The following is a 16,148-nucleotide window of genomic DNA, read 5'->3' on the forward strand; positions in this document are numbered from 1 at the left end:
GCCAATGGTGCCGCTACGGTTCGATCAAAGACAATAAGACATCGAGGGAACGCCATGAGCACCACGGACGTCGCCGCCGCATCTCCCGGGACGCCAGAGGCCCCGGTGCCCTCGACCGGCTATCGCTTCTATGTGCTGGCGATCCTGATCCTGGTCTACATGCTGAACTTCGTGGATCGCCAGATCATCGGCATCCTGGCCGCGCCGCTGAAGGCGCATTTCAACATGTCGGACAGCCAGTTCGGCCTCTTGGGCGGGATCGCCTTCGCCTCCGTTTATTCGACCCTGGCCATTCCCCTGGCCTGGCTGGCGGATCGCTACAGCCGGGTCTGGATCATGACCGGGGCCCTGGCGGTCTGGAGCGGCTTTACCGCCCTGTGCGGCGTGGCCGGATCGTTCGGCCAGCTGTTCCTCTATCGCATGGGCGTGGGTGTCGGCGAAGCGGGCGGCGTGGCACCGGCCTATTCGCTGGTGGCGGATTACTTCCCGCCGCATCAGCGGGCGCGCGCGCTGGCGGCCTTCGCCTTCGGCATCCCGCTGGGCACGGCGGCAGGGACGCTGGTCGGGGGCCTGCTGGCCGCGGCCTATGGCTGGCAGAGGGCCTTCATCGTCGTCGGCCTGCTGGGTCTCGTCGTTGCGCCGGTGCTGCGCATGACGGTCAAGGATCCGCCGCGCGGAGGGCAGGATGCGGTCCGGCCCAGCGAGACGATCGCAAAGACGTTCGACGCGACGACAGCATCGGTCAACGAGGGAACTGTCGGGCGCAATCCCGCAAAGGTCAGCGTAGGGACAGTCACCGCCGTCATCGTCCTCGGGATCGCGGCAATCGCTGCGGCCACGGCCTTGGTGCAGGTGATAACGGCAGGCTCCGTCTCCGCAGGCCTGACCGCCGGGTTCGGGGCCCTGTTGGCCGGGGTGATCGGCATCTCCCTGTTCATCGCGCGAGCCACCGCCTCGATCGTCGTGCCCAAGAAGAGCTTCTGGCTACTGGCGCTGGGAGCGGCATCATCCTCGGTCTGCGGCTATGGCATCGCCGGCTGGCTGCCGCTTTTCTTCATCCGCAGCTTCGAGATGACCCTGACGGAGGTGTCCTGGTACTATTCCGGCATCGCCTTGATCGGCGGGATCGCGGGCATCTGGGGCGGCGGTATGATCGCCGACAAGCTGGCCAGGCACGGCAAGGGCGCCTATCCGCTGGTGCCCGCCATCGCCTTTCTGATCTCGGCCCCTTGCTTCATCCTGGCCATGAATTCGGCCTGGGTGATCGAACAGGTCATGCCGGGCGCGGACAAGGCCTGGGGCCTGACCATGGCCTTCCTGATCTTCCTGATCCCGACGGGGCTGAACCTGTCCTGGCTGGGGCCGATCACGGCCTCGGTCCAGCATCTGGTGCCGCCGGCCATGCGGACCACGGCCTCGGCCCTGTTCCTGCTGCTGAACAACCTCTTGGGGATCGCGGTCGGCTTCTTCTACTTCGGCTGGATGAGCGACCTTCTGGCCCCGCGCTTCGGCGATGAGAGCCTGCGCTGGGCCATCTACACCGGCATGGGCTTCTATGTGCTGGCGTCGATCCTGCTGATCGGCGCGTCGCGCACGCTGAGGAAGGACTGGGTCGACTAAGGTCTCGGGGACGGTTGCACCTGCGAACGGTCGCCGCCTATAAGCACGGCGACCTTTTTCCCTAGGGACGGCTCCTCCATGAACATTCACGAATATCAGGCCAAGCAGGTTCTCAAGGGCTTTGGCGCGCCGGTCGCGGCGGGCGTGGCCGTGACCTCGGTCGATGAGGTCGAGGCGGCGGCTAAGTCTTTGCCTGGTCCGCTCTATGTCGTGAAGTCGCAAATCCACGCCGGTGGACGCGGCAAGGGCAAGTTCAAGGAACTGCCGGCTGACGCCAAGGGCGGTGTGCGCCTGGCTTTCTCGGTCGAGGAAGCCGTGGCCCATGCGAAGGAGATGCTGGGCAACACCCTGGTCACCGCCCAGACGGGTGACGCCGGCAAACAGGTCAACCGCCTGTATATCGAGGACGGTGCCGACATCGAGCGCGAGCTGTACTGTTCGCTGCTGGTCGACCGCGAGCATGGACGGGTCTCATTCGTCGTCTCGACAGAGGGCGGCATGGACATCGAGGCCGTCGCCCATGACACGCCCGAGAAGATCCAGACCGTGGTCATCGATCCCGAAGCCGGCGTGACCGAGGCCGATGTCGCCACCATCAACGCCGCCTATGGCCTGAGCGGCGACGCGGCCGAGGACGGCAAGCGCCTGTTCCCCATCCTGTACAAGGCCTTCGTCGAGACCGACATGGCGATGCTGGAGGTGAACCCGCTGATCGTGATGAAGGACGGCCACCTGCGCGTGCTGGACGCCAAGGTCAGCTTCGACGGCAACGCCCTGTTCCGCCACGAGGACATCAAGGCCCTGCGCGACGAGACCGAGGAAGACGCCAAGGAGATCGAGGCGTCCGAGTGGGACCTGGCCTATGTCGCCCTGGACGGCAACATCGGCTGCATGGTCAACGGCGCCGGCCTGGCGATGGCGACGATGGACATCATCAAGCTCTACGGCAAGGAACCCGCCAACTTCTGCGACGTCGGCGGCGGCGCCGGCAAGGAGAAGGTCGCGGCGGCCTTCAAGATCATCACCGCCGACCCGAACGTCCAGGGCATCCTGGTCAACATCTTCGGCGGCATCATGAAGTGCGACGTCATCGCCGAGGGCGTGGTCGCGGCCGTGAAGGAAGTGGGCCTGAAGGTGCCGCTGGTCGTCCGCCTGGAAGGCACCAATGTCGAACTGGGCAAGAAGATCCTGAACGAGAGCGGTCTGGCCATTACGTCGGCGGATGATCTGGACGACGCGGCACAGAAGATCGTGGCGGCGGTGGGGTGACCCTGCTTCTGGCAAGCCTTCTTGCCGCAGCTACACTCGGGATTGCCCCGGAGGAGGGGTTATCCTCAGATGCCGCGAGGAATTTCATCCGGACCTGCATAGATACAGGCGGCGAGCGAACGGCCGTCAGCGAGCTGGCGCAGGCGCAGGGCTGGACTTCGGTCGGGATGCCTCCAGGAGACGATGTGGTCTGGATGGACACATATCGGGCCGGCGAGACTGTGGTCGGGCTATATTTGACACCTTCGTCAGAGGCATCTTCGGGAGCGCCTTCGGTACTGCCTCGCATCGTGGCTCTGGCGAGAAGTCATTGTCTCGTAGCGCTGAGGGCACCGACGGGGGATTGGCGTCAGGCCGCGACGGTGCTTGACGCGGCCAGTCAGCTCACGCCCTTTCCCGAACTGCTACGGCCCGCTGAAGGTGCAGGCCAGAATGGCGCGGTGCGCTACTACGGCCTCGTCGAACAACGTGCGACCGTCACTCTGCGTGAGGATCGAACGCGGGGCATTCTTGAAATCTTGATCGTGCGTAGCCAGCCGCGCGATGTCGACGATTAGGCCGGTCCAAAGCGCCATTGGACCCGAGACTGAAGACGAGCCAAGCTCACACGGATTGTGTGCCACACATAACCCGTGTAGATTTCCACTGTGACCCGGAACCTGACCCTCGCCATTGACGACGACCTGCTGGACAAGGTGCGGGTGCTGGCGGCCATGAGGCGGACCAGCGTCAACGAGATGGTGCGCGGGTTTTTGACCAGCATGGTCCAGCAGGAGACATCCAAGGACGAGGCGCGCGAGGCGCTGCTGAAGTTGATCGATGAGTCCGAGGGCCGGGGTGGCGAAGGCTGGCGCCCGCCCACGCGCGAAGAGACTTATAGCGGGGAACCTCGGTTTGATCGCGAGTTCTGAGGTCTTTCTCGACACCAACATTCTGCTCTACGCGGCCCTCGGGCGCGAACACGCGGGCCATCGGTGGGAGCGCGCGCGTGAGATCGTGCTGAGCGAGGACTATTGCACCTCAGGCCAGGTGCTGGCCGAGTTCTACACCAACGCCACCCGTAAGGGCGCGACACCCTTGACTCCGGACAAGGCCCGAGAATGGGTCCGCATCGTCGCCATGAAACCTTGCCAGCCGGTGACGCCCGAGGTGGTGCTGGCCGGAATCGATCACGCCCGCCGCTATCAGCTGTCCTACTGGGACGGGGCCATCATCGCCGCCGCCGAGCGGCTGGGGGCCAAGACCGTCTATTCCGAAGATCTGAACCACGGCCAGACCTATGGGTCCGTCCGCGTCGTAAACCCCTTCCTCCCAGCCTGAAGCACAGAAGAGCGAGCCGCCATGTCCATCCTCGTAGACAAGAACACCAAGATCATCGTCCAGGGCCTGACCGGCAAGACGGGCGGTTTCCATACCGAACAGGCGCTGGCCTATCACGGCACCCAGATGGTCGGTGGCGTGCACCCGACCAAGGGTGGCCAAACCTGGACCGGCAGCCACGGCGAGACCCTGCCGATCTATGCCTCCGTCGCGGACGCCAAGGAGGCCACCGGTGCCGACGCCTCGGTCATCTATGTGCCGCCGTCGGGCGCGGCGGATGCCATCATCGAGGCCATCGAGGCGGAAATCCCCTTCATCACCTGCATCACCGAGGGCATTCCGGTGATGGACATGGTCAAGGTCAAGCGCCGTCTGGAAGGCTCCAAGTCGCGCCTTCTGGGCCCCAACTGCCCCGGCATCCTGACGCCCAACGAATGCAAGATCGGCATCATGCCGGGCAGCATTTTCTCCAAGGGCAATGTCGGCATCGTCTCGCGATCCGGCACCCTGACCTATGAGGCCGTGTTCCAGACGACGAACGAGGGCCTGGGCCAGACCACGGCGGTCGGCATCGGCGGCGACCCGGTCAAGGGCACGGAGTTCATCGACGTGCTGGAACTGTTCCTGGCCGACGACGAGACCCACTCCATCATCATGATCGGCGAAATCGGTGGCGGCGCCGAGGAAGACGCCGCCCAGTTCCTGATCGACGAAGCCAAGAAGGGCCGCAAGAAGCCGATGGCCGGCTTCATCGCGGGCCGCACCGCGCCCGCCGGTCGCACCATGGGCCACGCCGGCGCCATCGTCTCGGGCGGCAAGGGTGATGCGGAAAGCAAGATCGCGGCCATGGAGGCAGCGGGCATCCGCGTCTCGCCCTCGCCCGCACGCCTGGGCAAGACGCTGGTGGAAGTGCTGAAAGGCTAAACCGCCTAAGCGGCTACGCTCGTGAGATAAAGACGCCCTCGACCAAGGTCGGGGGCGTTTTTCTTTGGGGCTGCGACCAAATTCATGCCGGTTTGCCCCCATTCGGTCATGACCCGTCAGGAAACAGCGCCTATATGCAGTGCGCTGGCTTCACGCGGTTGTGACCGTGGGGCTTGAAGGGACAACGAGACGAACATGGCGGACGATGCCGGCCGACTGAATCAGGTCTTTGCCGAGACCAGTTTCCTCTATGGCTCCAATGCCGCCTTCATCGAGGACCTGCACAGCCGGTGGGCGGCCGATCCGGCCTCCGTCTCCGCCGAATGGCGCACCTTCTTCGACCAGCTGCGCGACAATGCCGAGACGGTGAAGGCCTCTGGCGCCGCCGGTGGCTGGGGCCGTCCGGTCACCTCCGAGCCGAGCGAGGCCGAGGCGGTGTTCGACGGTCGCTGGCCTACGCCGAAGCCCGATCCGAAGAAGCCGGGTGCCGGGCCCGTCGCTGCCTCGCCCGCAGCCGCTGCACCCGCCGACATTTCCGCCGAGGCCGTGCGCGCCGCCGCCCATGATTCCATCCGCGCCCTGATGCTGATCCGCAGCTATCGCGTGCGCGGCCATCTGCAGGCCAATCTCGACCCGCTGGGGATCGAACAAAGGGTGCAGAACCCCGAGCTGACGCCGGAATTCTATGGCTTCACCGGGGCCGACCTGGACCGACCCATCTATCTGGACGGCGTCCTGGGTCTGCAGACCGGCACCATCCGCGAGGTGCTGGACATCCTGAAGCGCACCTACTGCGGCAATATCGGCATCCAGTTCATGCATATCGCCGAGCCGGAGGAGAAGTCCTGGCTGCAGCAGCGGTTCGAGGGCCCGGACAAGTTCGCCGAGAACGCCTTCACCAAGGAAGGCAAGCTGGCCATCCTGAACAAGCTGATCGAGGCGGAAGGGTTCGAGCGGTTCCTGCACAAGCGGTTCCCCGGGACCAAGCGGTTCGGCCTGGACGGCGGCGAGGCGGCGGTGCCGGCGCTGGAGCAGATGATCAAGCGCGGCGGGGCCCTGGGCGTCGACGAGATCGTCATCGGCATGGCCCACCGCGGGCGTCTGAACACCCTCGCCGCGGTGATGGGCAAGCCCTACCGCGCCATCTTCCATGAGTTCCAGGGCGGCTCGACCGTGCCCAGCGACATCGAGGGCTCGGGCGACGTCAAATACCATATGGGTGCCTCGTCGGACCGCGAGTTCGACGGCAACAATGTCCACCTGTCGCTGACTGCGAACCCATCGCACCTGGAGATCGTCAATCCGGTCGTGCTGGGCAAGGCGCGCGCCAAACAGGCCTTCGACATCCGCGAGGCCAATGTCGGCATCCCCGAAGAAAAGTGGGCGCTGGATCGCTCTAAAGTCATGCCCCTGCTGATCCACGGCGATGCGGCGTTCGCAGGGCAGGGCGTGGTTGCCGAATGCTTTGCCCTGATGGGGCTGAAGGGTTACCGCACCGGCGGGACGATGCATTTCGTCATCAACAACCAGATCGGCTTCACCACCAGCCCGCGCAACAGCCGCAGCTCGCCCTATCCGTCGGACGTGGCCCTGATGGTCCAGGCCCCGATCTTCCACGTCAACGGCGACGACCCCGAAGCCGTTGTCTTCGCCGCCAAGGTGGCCACAGAATTCCGCCAGAAATTCCACAAAGACGTGGTGGTGGACATGTTCTGCTATCGCCGGTTCGGCCACAACGAGGGCGACGATCCGACCTTCACCCAGCCGCTGATGTACTCCAAGATCCGCGCCCTGCCCTCGACGCGCGAGATCTATTCGAAACGTCTGGTCGAGGAAGGCGTGATCAGCCAGGCCGAGGTCGATGCCGAGGTCGCCAAGTTCGAAGCCTTTCTTGACGCCGAGTTCGATGCCGGCAAGAGCTTCGAGGCCAAGAAGGCCGACTGGCTGGACGGCCAGTGGAAGGGCGTGGGCCTGCCCGATGGCGACGAGCGTCGCGGCGAGACGGCCGTGCCGCGTGCCAAGCTGGAAGACATCGGCCACCGGCTGACGACCATCCCGAACCAGGTCGATATCCACAAGACGCTGAAGCGCGTCATCGACGGTCGCCGCGAGATGATCACGACGGGCCAGAACATCGACTGGGCCACGGCTGAGAGCCTGGCCTTCGGCTCGCTGCTGACCGAGGGCTTCCCGGTGCGTCTGTCGGGTCAGGATTCGGTGCGCGGCACCTTCAGCCAACGTCACTCCGGCATCGTCGATCAGACGACAGAGGCCCGCTATGTGCCGCTGAACCATCTGGGTGGCGACCAGGCCCAGTTCGAGGTCATCGATTCCGCCCTGTCGGAAGAGGCGGTTCTGGGCTTCGAATACGGCTATGCGCTGAGCGACCCCAACACCCTGGTGATGTGGGAGGCCCAGTTCGGCGACTTCGTGAACGGGGCCCAGGTGGTCATCGACCAGTTCATCAGCTCGGGCGAGCGCAAATGGCTGCGCATGTGCGGCCTGACCATGCTGCTGCCGCACGGCTACGAGGGTCAGGGGCCGGAGCATTCGTCGGCGCGTCTGGAGCGGTTCCTGCAGGCCTGTGCCGAGGACAATATGCAGGTCGCCAACTGCACGACCCCGGCCAACTATTTCCACATCCTGCGCCGCCAGATGCACCGGCCGTTCCGTAAGCCGCTGATCATCATGACGCCCAAGTCGCTGCTGCGTCACAAGAAGGCGGTCTCGAACCTGGCCGAGATGGCGGAAGGCTCGTCCTTCCACCGCGTGCTTCACGACGACGCCCAGACGCGACCCGAGGTTTCGGGCATCAAGATCAAGGCCGACAAGGACATCCGTCGCGTCGTCCTGTGTTCGGGCAAGGTCTATTACGACCTGCTGGATGCCCGCGAAAAGGCCGGGGTAAACGACATCTATCTGCTGCGGCTGGAGCAGTTCTATCCCTGGCCGATGAAGTCGCTGATGACCGAACTGGCCCGCTTCCCCAAGGCCGAGCTAGTCTGGTGCCAGGAAGAGCCCAAGAACATGGGCGGCTGGACCTTCGTCGATCCTTGGCTTGAACTGACGCTGGAGAAGCTGGACATCAAAGCCAAGCGCGCCCGCTATGTCGGCCGCCCGGCCTCGGCGTCGACGGCGGCGGGTCTGATGAGCCGCCACCTGAAGGAACTGGAAGCCTTCTTGACCGAAGCCCTCGCCTGATCTCGCCTCACCTGCCACACTGACCTGACGCCCTTACCGAAAGCCTGGACCCCGACATGGCCGACATCCTGACCCCCGCCCTCGGCGAATCCGTCTCCGAAGCCTCCATCGCCAAATGGACCAAGAAGGTCGGTAATGCGGTGAAGAAGGACGAGGTCCTGGTCGAGCTGGAAACCGACAAGGTCTCGCTGGAAGTGGTCGCGCCCGCCGATGGCATCCTGAGCGAGATCAAGGCCGCCGAGGGTGACACCGTCGTGCCGAACACCGTCCTGGGCGTGATCAGCGAAGGCGCGTCCGCTGCGGCACCTGCCGCCGCCGCAAAAGCCGAAGCCCCTGCCAAGGCAGAGGCGCCCAAGGCCGAGGCTCCCGCCGAACCCGTCCGCGCCGATGCGCCGGTGACCTCCGGCTCGGGCGGCGACAGCCTGCCGATCGCCGTGCCGACCATGGGCGAGAGCGTCGCCGAAGGCTCCATCGGCACCTGGCTGAAGAAGAGCGGCGACACCGTCAAGAAGGACGAGTTGCTGGTTGAGATCGAGACCGACAAGGTGGCGGTCGAAGTCTCCTCGCCTGCCGACGGCGTCCTGACCATCAGCGTCGACAATGGCGCGACCGTCACGCCCGGCCAGCAGATCGGCAGCATTTCGGCCTCGGGGGCTGCTGCATCGTCGGCGCCAGCGCCCGCCGCCCCTGCCAGCAGTGGTTCGGCCAACCGCGGCTCGGCCCAGATCACATCCGATGCCCCGCATCTGTCGCCGGCCGTCCAGCGCGTGGTGGCCGAGAACAACCTGGATGCCGCCAGCCTGAAGGCGACCGGACCCAAGGGCAACATCACCAAAGCCGACGCCGTGGCCGCCATCGGTTCAACCCCCGCGCCCGCCGCCGCCCCGGCGGCTCCTGCCCCTGCTGCCGCTGCACCGACCGCCCCGCGCGCCGACCAGCCGCGCGAGGAGCGGGTGAAGATGACGCGCCTGCGTCAGACCATCGCCCGCCGCCTGAAGGAATCGCAGAACACCGCGGCCCAGCTGACCACCTTCAACGAGGTGGACATGACCAACATCATGGCCCTGCGGAACCAATACAAGGAAGCGTTCGAGAAGCGCCACGGCGTCAAGCTGGGCTTCATGTCCTTCTTCACCAAGGCGGTGGTCGCGGCCCTGCAGGAGATTCCGGCGGTCAATGCCGAGATCGACGGCACCGACATCATCTACAAGAACCACTACGACATCGGCGTGGCCGTCGGCACCGACAAGGGGCTGGTCGTGCCGGTCCTGCGCGACGCCGACACCCTGTCGCTGGCCGGGATCGAAAAGGGCATCGGGGCGCTGGGCAAGGCGGCGCGTGACGGCACCCTGACGCTGGACAATCTGCAGGGCGGCACCTTCACCATCACCAACGGCGGCACCTATGGCTCGCTGATGTCCACGCCGATCCTGAATGCGCCGCAGTCGGGCATCCTGGGCATGCACAACATCGTCCAGCGCCCGATGGCCATCAACGGCGAGGTGAAGATCCGCCCGATGATGTACCTGGCCCTCAGCTACGACCACCGCATCGTCGACGGCAAGGAAGCCGTCACCTTCCTGGTCCGCGTCAAGGACCTGCTGGAAGACCCGGCCCGGGCGCTGCTGGACCTGTAGAGCGCAGAGCCACATGGGAGGCGGGATGGACGTTCTGGAGGTTGCCCGCTTCTCGACTCTGCCGGAGGCCGAGCTTGCGGTGACGCTGCTGCGGCGTCACGACATCGACGCGCGTCTGCCCGATCGCGACATGGCCACCATGAACCCGGACATGCTGATCGCCTTAGGCGGCGTGCGCGTGATCGCGTCCAGCCGGCACATCGCCGAAGCGCGCCGGATCATCGCACGAATGCGAGCTGGCGAGTTTGCCGACGAAGCCGAGTTGTCCGGCGACTGGATGATCGATCACACGCCAGGTCGCATCGGCGAACTGGACGAAGCCGAGGTTCACGGCGTGATGGGCCACGCCAAGAAGGCGGGCGTCATCGTGGTCGTGCTGTTCTTCGTCGTCTTCCCGCTGGCCGGCTGCGTGATGCTGGCCTTGGGTTACTGAGTCTTAAGTTGACCCAGTACCTCCTCCGTATCCGCCCCTAGCGCAGGCGGGGCGCGATGGTATGCGACGGGCGTCCGCGACATGCGGATGGGCGAGGCGACGGTGCGGACCGGGTGGGTCAGGTCTGAGCGGGCCTGTTCGATCTCCAGCCCGCGATGCTTCGCCTGGGGCTCGTCGAAGACCTGATCGATGGTGTTGACCGGGCCGCAGGGCACATTCGCGGCCTCAAGAACCGCCATCAGGGATGCCATGTGCTGACCGGCCGTCAGGGCCGAGACTTCCGCCGTCATGGCGGCACGATGCTCGATCCGCAGGGCATTGGTGACGAAGCGGGGATCGGTGCCGAGGCCGGGTGCACCCAAAGCCTGTGCCAGCGCACGGAACTGCCCATCATTCCCGACGGCGATAACCACCATGCCGTCCGTACACGGAAAGGGCTGATACGGGGCCAGATTGGGGTGGGCATTGCCCATGCGCGTTGGCGCGGTTCCCGACACGAAATAGTTGGACGCCTGATTGGCCAGCATGGCCGCCTGGACGTCGAACAGGGCGATGTCGATCTGCTGGCCCTCGCCCGTGGCCCGCGCATGCATCAGGGCCGCCAGGATGGCATTGGAGGCATATAGGCCGGTGAACAGGTCCACGACCGCCACCCCGACCTTCATCGGCTCGGCCCCCGGTGCACCGTCCGGCTGGCCCGTGATCGACATCAGCCCGCCCATGGCCTGGATCATATAGTCGTAGCCGGCGCGGTGGGCATCCGGCCCGTCCTGGCCGAAGCCAGTGATGGAGCAATAGACCAGCCGAGGATTGATCTCTGACAGACTGGCATAATCCAGGCCGTACTTTTTCAGGCCACCCGTCTTGAAGTTCTCGACCAGCACGTCGCAGAGGGCGACCAGATCGCGGACCGTGGCGGCCCCTTCCGATGTCGCGATATCCAGCTCGACCGACTTCTTGCCCCGGTTGGCACACAAGAAATAGGCCGCGTCGCCGCGCGAGCCGTCGGCCTTCTGCGTAAAGGGCGGGCCCCACTGGCGCGTGTCGTCACCGGTGCCCGGCCGCTCGATCTTGATCACCTCTGCCCCCAGATCGGCCAGGGTCTGTGTCGCCCAGGGGCCCGCCAGAACACGGGACAGATCAAGGACGCGGATACCGGCCAGCGGGCCTGAGGACTGGGTCATGGCAAACCTTATAACTCGCCAAGAGGCCTGGAGAAGCAGGCCTTGATCTAGCCTCGCGCCATGTTGCGTTCGATGACCGAGGCGGCCTGCTGGGGCCCCAGATCATGGGCAAGAGGCGCGCGGAACTTGCCGTCCGGCCCCATCAGATAGACCGTCAGCGAGTGGTTCATGGTGTAGCCCTCGCCTTCTCCGACCTGGCTGTAATAGGCGCGGTAGGCGTCGGCGGCGGTGCGGACCTGTTCGGGCGTGCCGGTCAGGCCGATCACACCTTCGGGAAAGCCGTCGGACGACAGATAGTCCTTCATGGCCTGGGGCGTGTCGCGCGCCGGGTCGACGGTGATGAAGACGATCTGGACATCCCTGGCCTTGTCGCCGAGCTGGCGCTGGGTCGCTTCCAACGCGGCCAGGGTCGTGGGGCAATAGTCGGGGCAGTAGGTGAAACCGAAGAAGACCAGCGACCACTTGCCGTTCAGGATGGACTGATCGACCGGCTTGCCATCCTGATCGACCAGCTGGAAGGGGCCGCCGACCTGGGGCTGTCCGGTGCCGGTTTCGGTGAAGGTGACGGCACCTTGGTCCGCGTTGCGCGCGCTGATCACGACCCAGGTCGAGATACCGATGGCGACAGCCATGGCAACGATGGCACCGGCGAACAGCAGAATGGAACGGCGCGGCATCGTGACCCTCATGGAACATGCGCAATGGCGGCAAGCCGGGCTATAGAAGAGGCGTGAGCCAGACCCAAGCCCCGTTTTCGTCGCAGGCCGACCCGCCGGAGACCGGCCGTTTCGGCGGTTGGCGCAACCTGCCGCGCCGCAGCCGGGGCCTGAGCCTGCGGACCCTGATCATCCTGCGCTGGATGGCCATCGCCGGGCAGAGTGCGACCGTGGTCGTCGCGACCGGCTGGTTTCATTTCGACCTGCCGCTGTGGCCCTGCCTGGCCGTGATCGCAATCAGCGTGGTGATGAACCTGAATGCCACCGCCCGGCTGAAGCGGTCGGACGGGGCGGTGGCCGACGGCCGGACCACGGCCCTGCATCTGGGTTTCGACATCCTACAGCTCAGCATGCTGCTGGGCCTGACAGGCGGCCTCCAGAATCCGTTCAGCCTGCTGCTGGTCGCACCGGTGACGGTGGCGGCGGCCTCGCTGCCGGGGCGTCAGGCGGTGCTGATGGGGCTGCTGGTGCTGGCGGCGACCGTGGCCCTGTTCTTCATGTCCATGCCCCTGCCATGGCAGGCGGGGACGGAGCTGGAACTGCCGCCGCTGTACCGGTTCGGGACCGGGCTGGCGCTGGTGACGGGCGTGGTCTTCACCTCGGCCTATGCCTGGCGGGTTGCGGCGGATGCGGAGAAGCTGGAGCTGGCCCTGGCGACCACGCAGGACGTGCTGCAACGCGAACAGCGGCTGGCGGCGCTGGGCGGGCTGGCGGCGGCTGCGGCGCATGAACTCGGGACGCCTCTGGCCACCATCCAGGTCGTGGCCAAGGAACTGCTCAGGGCCTCGATCAAGGACGGACCGGCTGCCGAGGACGCCGCCCTGATCCTGCAGCAGGCCGAGCGATGCCGGGATATTCTGAAACAGCTTTCGCAACAGCCGGAGGAGGGCGACGCCTCCTTTGCCGATGTGGGGCTGAAGGCCCTGCTGGAAGAGGTGACCGAGCCGCATCGCGGATTCGATCTGGCCTTCGAAGTATCGGTCCGCACCGCGTCGGGCGAGCCGGAGCCGCGCGTGCGACGCCTGCCCGAGGTCATCCACGGCCTGTCGACCCTGGTGGAAAATGCCGCGGATTTCGCCGGGTCGAAGGTGCGGGTGCGGGCCCTGGTCGATGCGGGATTCATCGAGATCGAGGTTGTGGACGACGGGCCGGGCTTTCCGGCCGACATCCTGCCGCGTCTGGGCGAGCCCTATGTGACCAGCCGGCCGCAGGGCAAGGCCCGCCGGGCCCTGGCGGCCCAGATCGCCTCCTCGGTCGCCGCCGCCACGCCGGGTCGCAAGGGACGCAAGACCAAGCCGCTGCCGACGCCGGAGACAATCGCGCCCAGCCAGGGAGGCATGGGGCTGGGCTTCTTCATCGCGCGCACCCTGCTGGAACGGACGGGCGGCAAGGTGGCCGTGGGCTCGGGCGACGGGGCGACGGACCGCAGCCAGCCGCGCGGCGCACGGGTGGCCGTGCGTTGGCCCAGACCGGCCCTGGAAGTCGCGGCCCAGGATCCTTCGGTCGAGGCCCCTTCGGCGTAGTGTCGCACCCCCGGCACCAACCTTGACCGCAAACGTATCGCTACCGATGTCCTCGCCAAGGAGAACACTGATGGCCGAAGTCGAGACGAGCACCGAAGACCGCATTGCGGCCCTGGCGGACAAGAGCCTGCTGTTGCTGGACGACGACAATGCTTTGCGCACGCGACTGGGTCGTGCGCTGGAAAGCCGGGGGTTCGAGGTTACTCTGGCGGCGTCTCTGGCCGAGGCGCGCGACGCCTTGAAGACCTCGCTGCCGGCCTTTGCCGTGCTGGACATGCGGCTGGAGGACGGCAACGGCCTGAAGATCGTGGAGGCGATCCGCGATCGGCGCGAGGATGCGCGCATCGTCATGCTGACCGGCTATGGAGCCATCGCGACGGCGGTGGCGGCGGTGAAGGCCGGGGCCGTGGATTATCTGCAGAAGCCCGCCGATGCCGACGATGTGGTCAAGGCTCTCTTGGCCACCGGCGAAGCGCCCGAGCCACCCGCCAATCCGATGAGCGCGGATCGGGTGCGCTGGGAGCATATTCAGCGGGTCTATGAGCTGTGCGACCACAATGTCTCGGAGACGGCGCGTCGTCTGGGCATGCACCGCCGGACCCTGCAACGCATCCTGGCCAAGCGCGCGCCGCGCTGAAGCCTAGAGGCCGACGTCCCAGACACCAGCGTCGCGCATGCGGGTCTCGCGTGCCTCCTCGGCCCGGCCGCCCATGTCGCGGGCCATGGACTTGATTTCGTCCGAAACAGCGGTCTTGCACACGCCGGGCACGATGCCGTGCACGAAGGCCGTGGCCGACAGACGTGCCAGCTTCATGCCGAACCCAAAGGCATGTCCCATGTGCTGGAAATAGGTTTCCTCGACCTCGCGCGGGTGGTCGGCGAACATGCGCTTGAAGGTGCGGATCATGCGGACATCCTAACCTGCGACGGTGCGGGCCACTACCCGTCCCGGCCATTCTGTCCTAAACCGCGCGCCAGAACAGGGGTTCGGTCGTCACGCTCGCTCACGATCGCATGAGGCCCCGGTATACTTCAGGGACGACGACCATGGCCGACGGCAGCACCAATCCGCAAAAGACCTTCCGGTGGGACGATCCGCTGGACCTGTCGGGCCGTCTGACCGAGGACGAGCGGGCGATTCAGGACGCTGCGCGGTCGTACGCTCGCGACAGTCTGTTGCCGCGCGTGGTCGAGGCATTCCGCGACGAGACCTTCGACCGCGCCATCGTGACCGAGATGGGCCAGATGGGCTTTCTGGGGGCCATGCTGCCGGAACAGTATGGCGGCTCCAGCGTCAGCCACGTCGCCTATGGCCTGATCGCGCGCGAGATCGAGGCGGTGGATTCGGGCTATCGCTCGGCCATGTCGGTGCAGTCGTCCCTGGCCATGTATCCGATCTACGCCTTTGGATCGGAGGAGCAGAAGATGCGCTTCCTGCCGAAGATGGCGGCGGGCGAGCTGGTGGGCTGTTTCGGCCTGACCGAGGCCGACGGCGGGTCGGACCCGGCCTCGATGAAGACCAAGGCGATCAAGGTCGATGGCGGCTACCGCCTGAACGGGGCCAAATACTGGATCACCAACTCGCCGATTTCGGACCTTGCCGTGGTCTGGGCCAAGCTGGATGACACGATCCGTGGCTTCATCGTCGAGCGCGGCATGGAGGGGTTCACCACCGACAAGATCGGCGACAAGCTGAGCCTGCGCGCCTCGATCACCGGCGACATCGGCCTGAATGACGTGTTCGTGCCGGAAGAGAATCTGCTGCCGGGCGTGAAGGGTCTGCGCGGGCCGTTCAGCTGTCTGAACAAGGCGCGATACGGCATTGCCTGGGGCGCGATGGGGGCGGCCGAGGCCTGTTTCCACCTGACGCGCGACTATGTCGGCGAGCGGATGCTGTTCGGGCGTCCGCTATCTTCGCGCCAGCTGGTCCAGAAGAAGTTGGCTGACATGCAGACGGAAATCTTCCTCGGCTTCGAGGGTGCGCTGGCCCTGGGGCGTCTGCTGGACCAGGGGGCCTGGGTGCCCGAGGCCATTTCGATGATGAAGCGCAACAACTGCGGCAAGGCCCTGGCCATCGCGCGCGAGGCCCGCGACATGCACGGCGGGGCCGGCATCACCGGCGAAATGCACGTCATGCGACACGCCATGAACCTGGAAACCGTCAACACCTATGAGGGCGCGCACGACGTGCATGCTCTCATTCTTGGGCGGGCGATCACAGGCGAAAGCGCTTTTTAGAAGAAAGACGCTAACGCTCGCGCCGCGGGCGCTCGCTGCCTGAGCGGAGCCTCTCCACCGCTTCGCGGTCTCCCTCCCCATCT

General features: G+C 65.8%; 15 protein-coding genes. 12 read left to right on the plus strand and 3 right to left on the minus strand.

Features of this window, described 5'->3' with window-relative positions; genetic code table 11:
• Positions 1 to 54: 54 nt before the first annotated feature.
• The 9 genes from ACE3TH_RS11410 to ACE3TH_RS11450 all read left to right on the plus strand — a co-directional run bounded on the left by ACE3TH_RS11410 (position 55) and on the right by ACE3TH_RS11450 (position 10,404).
• A complete protein-coding gene (locus tag ACE3TH_RS11410) occupies positions 55 to 1,620 on the plus strand; it encodes a spinster family MFS transporter (RefSeq protein WP_374599794.1) in 1,566 nt (521 codons plus the stop codon).
• Positions 1,621 to 1,698: 78 nt separating this feature from the next.
• Complete coding sequence (gene sucC, locus ACE3TH_RS11415) at positions 1,699 to 2,889, plus strand: ADP-forming succinate--CoA ligase subunit beta (RefSeq protein WP_374599795.1); 1,191 nt, start codon at positions 1,699 to 1,701, stop codon at positions 2,887 to 2,889.
• Between the two features lie 362 nt (positions 2,890 to 3,251).
• Positions 3,252 to 3,446, plus strand: a complete 195-nt coding sequence (locus ACE3TH_RS11420; RefSeq protein WP_374599796.1) for a hypothetical protein — start codon at positions 3,252 to 3,254, stop codon at positions 3,444 to 3,446.
• A gap of 90 nt (positions 3,447 to 3,536) precedes the next feature.
• Complete coding sequence (locus ACE3TH_RS11425; protein ID WP_374599797.1) at positions 3,537 to 3,800, plus strand: ribbon-helix-helix protein, CopG family; 264 nt, start codon at positions 3,537 to 3,539, stop codon at positions 3,798 to 3,800.
• Positions 3,784 to 4,209, plus strand: a complete 426-nt coding sequence (locus ACE3TH_RS11430) for a PIN domain-containing protein (protein ID WP_374599798.1) — start codon at positions 3,784 to 3,786, stop codon at positions 4,207 to 4,209. The genes ACE3TH_RS11425 and ACE3TH_RS11430 overlap by 17 nt, the downstream gene beginning before the upstream one ends.
• A gap of 21 nt (positions 4,210 to 4,230) precedes the next feature.
• On the plus strand, positions 4,231 to 5,133 hold the full coding sequence (gene sucD, locus ACE3TH_RS11435) for a succinate--CoA ligase subunit alpha (RefSeq protein ID WP_296165342.1): 903 nt from the start codon (positions 4,231 to 4,233) through the stop codon (positions 5,131 to 5,133).
• Between the two features lie 195 nt (positions 5,134 to 5,328).
• Positions 5,329 to 8,334, plus strand: coding sequence for a 2-oxoglutarate dehydrogenase E1 component (locus tag ACE3TH_RS11440; RefSeq protein WP_374599799.1), 3,006 nt, complete (start codon positions 5,329 to 5,331; stop codon positions 8,332 to 8,334).
• A gap of 56 nt (positions 8,335 to 8,390) precedes the next feature.
• Positions 8,391 to 9,971, plus strand: coding sequence for a 2-oxoglutarate dehydrogenase complex dihydrolipoyllysine-residue succinyltransferase (odhB, locus tag ACE3TH_RS11445; protein WP_374599800.1), 1,581 nt, complete (start codon positions 8,391 to 8,393; stop codon positions 9,969 to 9,971).
• A gap of 25 nt (positions 9,972 to 9,996) precedes the next feature.
• Complete coding sequence (locus ACE3TH_RS11450; protein WP_374599801.1) at positions 9,997 to 10,404, plus strand: hypothetical protein; 408 nt, start codon at positions 9,997 to 9,999, stop codon at positions 10,402 to 10,404.
• Here the strand turns inward: ACE3TH_RS11450 and ACE3TH_RS11455 are convergent.
• Together ACE3TH_RS11455 and ACE3TH_RS11460 are read right to left on the minus strand one after the other, a co-directional pair.
• Positions 10,398 to 11,588 carry a CaiB/BaiF CoA transferase family protein gene (locus ACE3TH_RS11455; protein WP_374599802.1) on the minus strand — a complete coding sequence of 397 codons (1,191 nt, stop codon included), beginning with the start codon at positions 11,586 to 11,588 and terminating at the stop codon, positions 10,398 to 10,400. The two genes, ACE3TH_RS11450 and ACE3TH_RS11455, sit on opposite strands and share 7 nt — an antisense overlap.
• A gap of 47 nt (positions 11,589 to 11,635) precedes the next feature.
• A complete protein-coding gene (locus tag ACE3TH_RS11460) occupies positions 11,636 to 12,265 on the minus strand; it encodes an SCO family protein (RefSeq protein ID WP_374599803.1) in 630 nt (209 codons plus the stop codon).
• 53 nt (positions 12,266 to 12,318) lie between these two features.
• Between ACE3TH_RS11460 and ACE3TH_RS11465 the strand changes: the two genes are divergently transcribed.
• Both ACE3TH_RS11465 and ACE3TH_RS11470 read left to right on the plus strand, forming a co-directional pair.
• Entirely contained in the window at positions 12,319 to 13,827 is a 1,509-nt protein-coding gene (locus tag ACE3TH_RS11465; RefSeq protein ID WP_374599804.1) for an ActS/PrrB/RegB family redox-sensitive histidine kinase, read from the plus strand.
• Positions 13,828 to 13,897: 70 nt separating this feature from the next.
• Positions 13,898 to 14,464: an ActR/PrrA/RegA family redox response regulator transcription factor gene (locus tag ACE3TH_RS11470; protein ID WP_374599805.1), complete on the plus strand. Its 567-nt coding sequence runs from the start codon at positions 13,898 to 13,900 to the stop codon at positions 14,462 to 14,464.
• Between the two features lie 3 nt (positions 14,465 to 14,467).
• Here ACE3TH_RS11470 and ACE3TH_RS11475 read toward each other — a convergent pair whose 3' ends face one another.
• Positions 14,468 to 14,734, minus strand: coding sequence for a DUF6356 family protein (locus tag ACE3TH_RS11475; RefSeq protein WP_374599806.1), 267 nt, complete (start codon positions 14,732 to 14,734; stop codon positions 14,468 to 14,470).
• A 140-nt stretch (positions 14,735 to 14,874) separates the two neighbouring features.
• Between ACE3TH_RS11475 and ACE3TH_RS11480 the strand changes: the two genes are divergently transcribed.
• Complete coding sequence (locus ACE3TH_RS11480) at positions 14,875 to 16,065, plus strand: acyl-CoA dehydrogenase (protein ID WP_374599807.1); 1,191 nt, start codon at positions 14,875 to 14,877, stop codon at positions 16,063 to 16,065.
• The last annotated feature ends 83 nt before the right edge of the window (positions 16,066 to 16,148 follow it).

This window comes from Brevundimonas sp. (genome assembly GCF_041919755.1).
In the GTDB taxonomy this organism is placed as follows: domain Bacteria; phylum Pseudomonadota; class Alphaproteobacteria; order Caulobacterales; family Caulobacteraceae; genus Brevundimonas.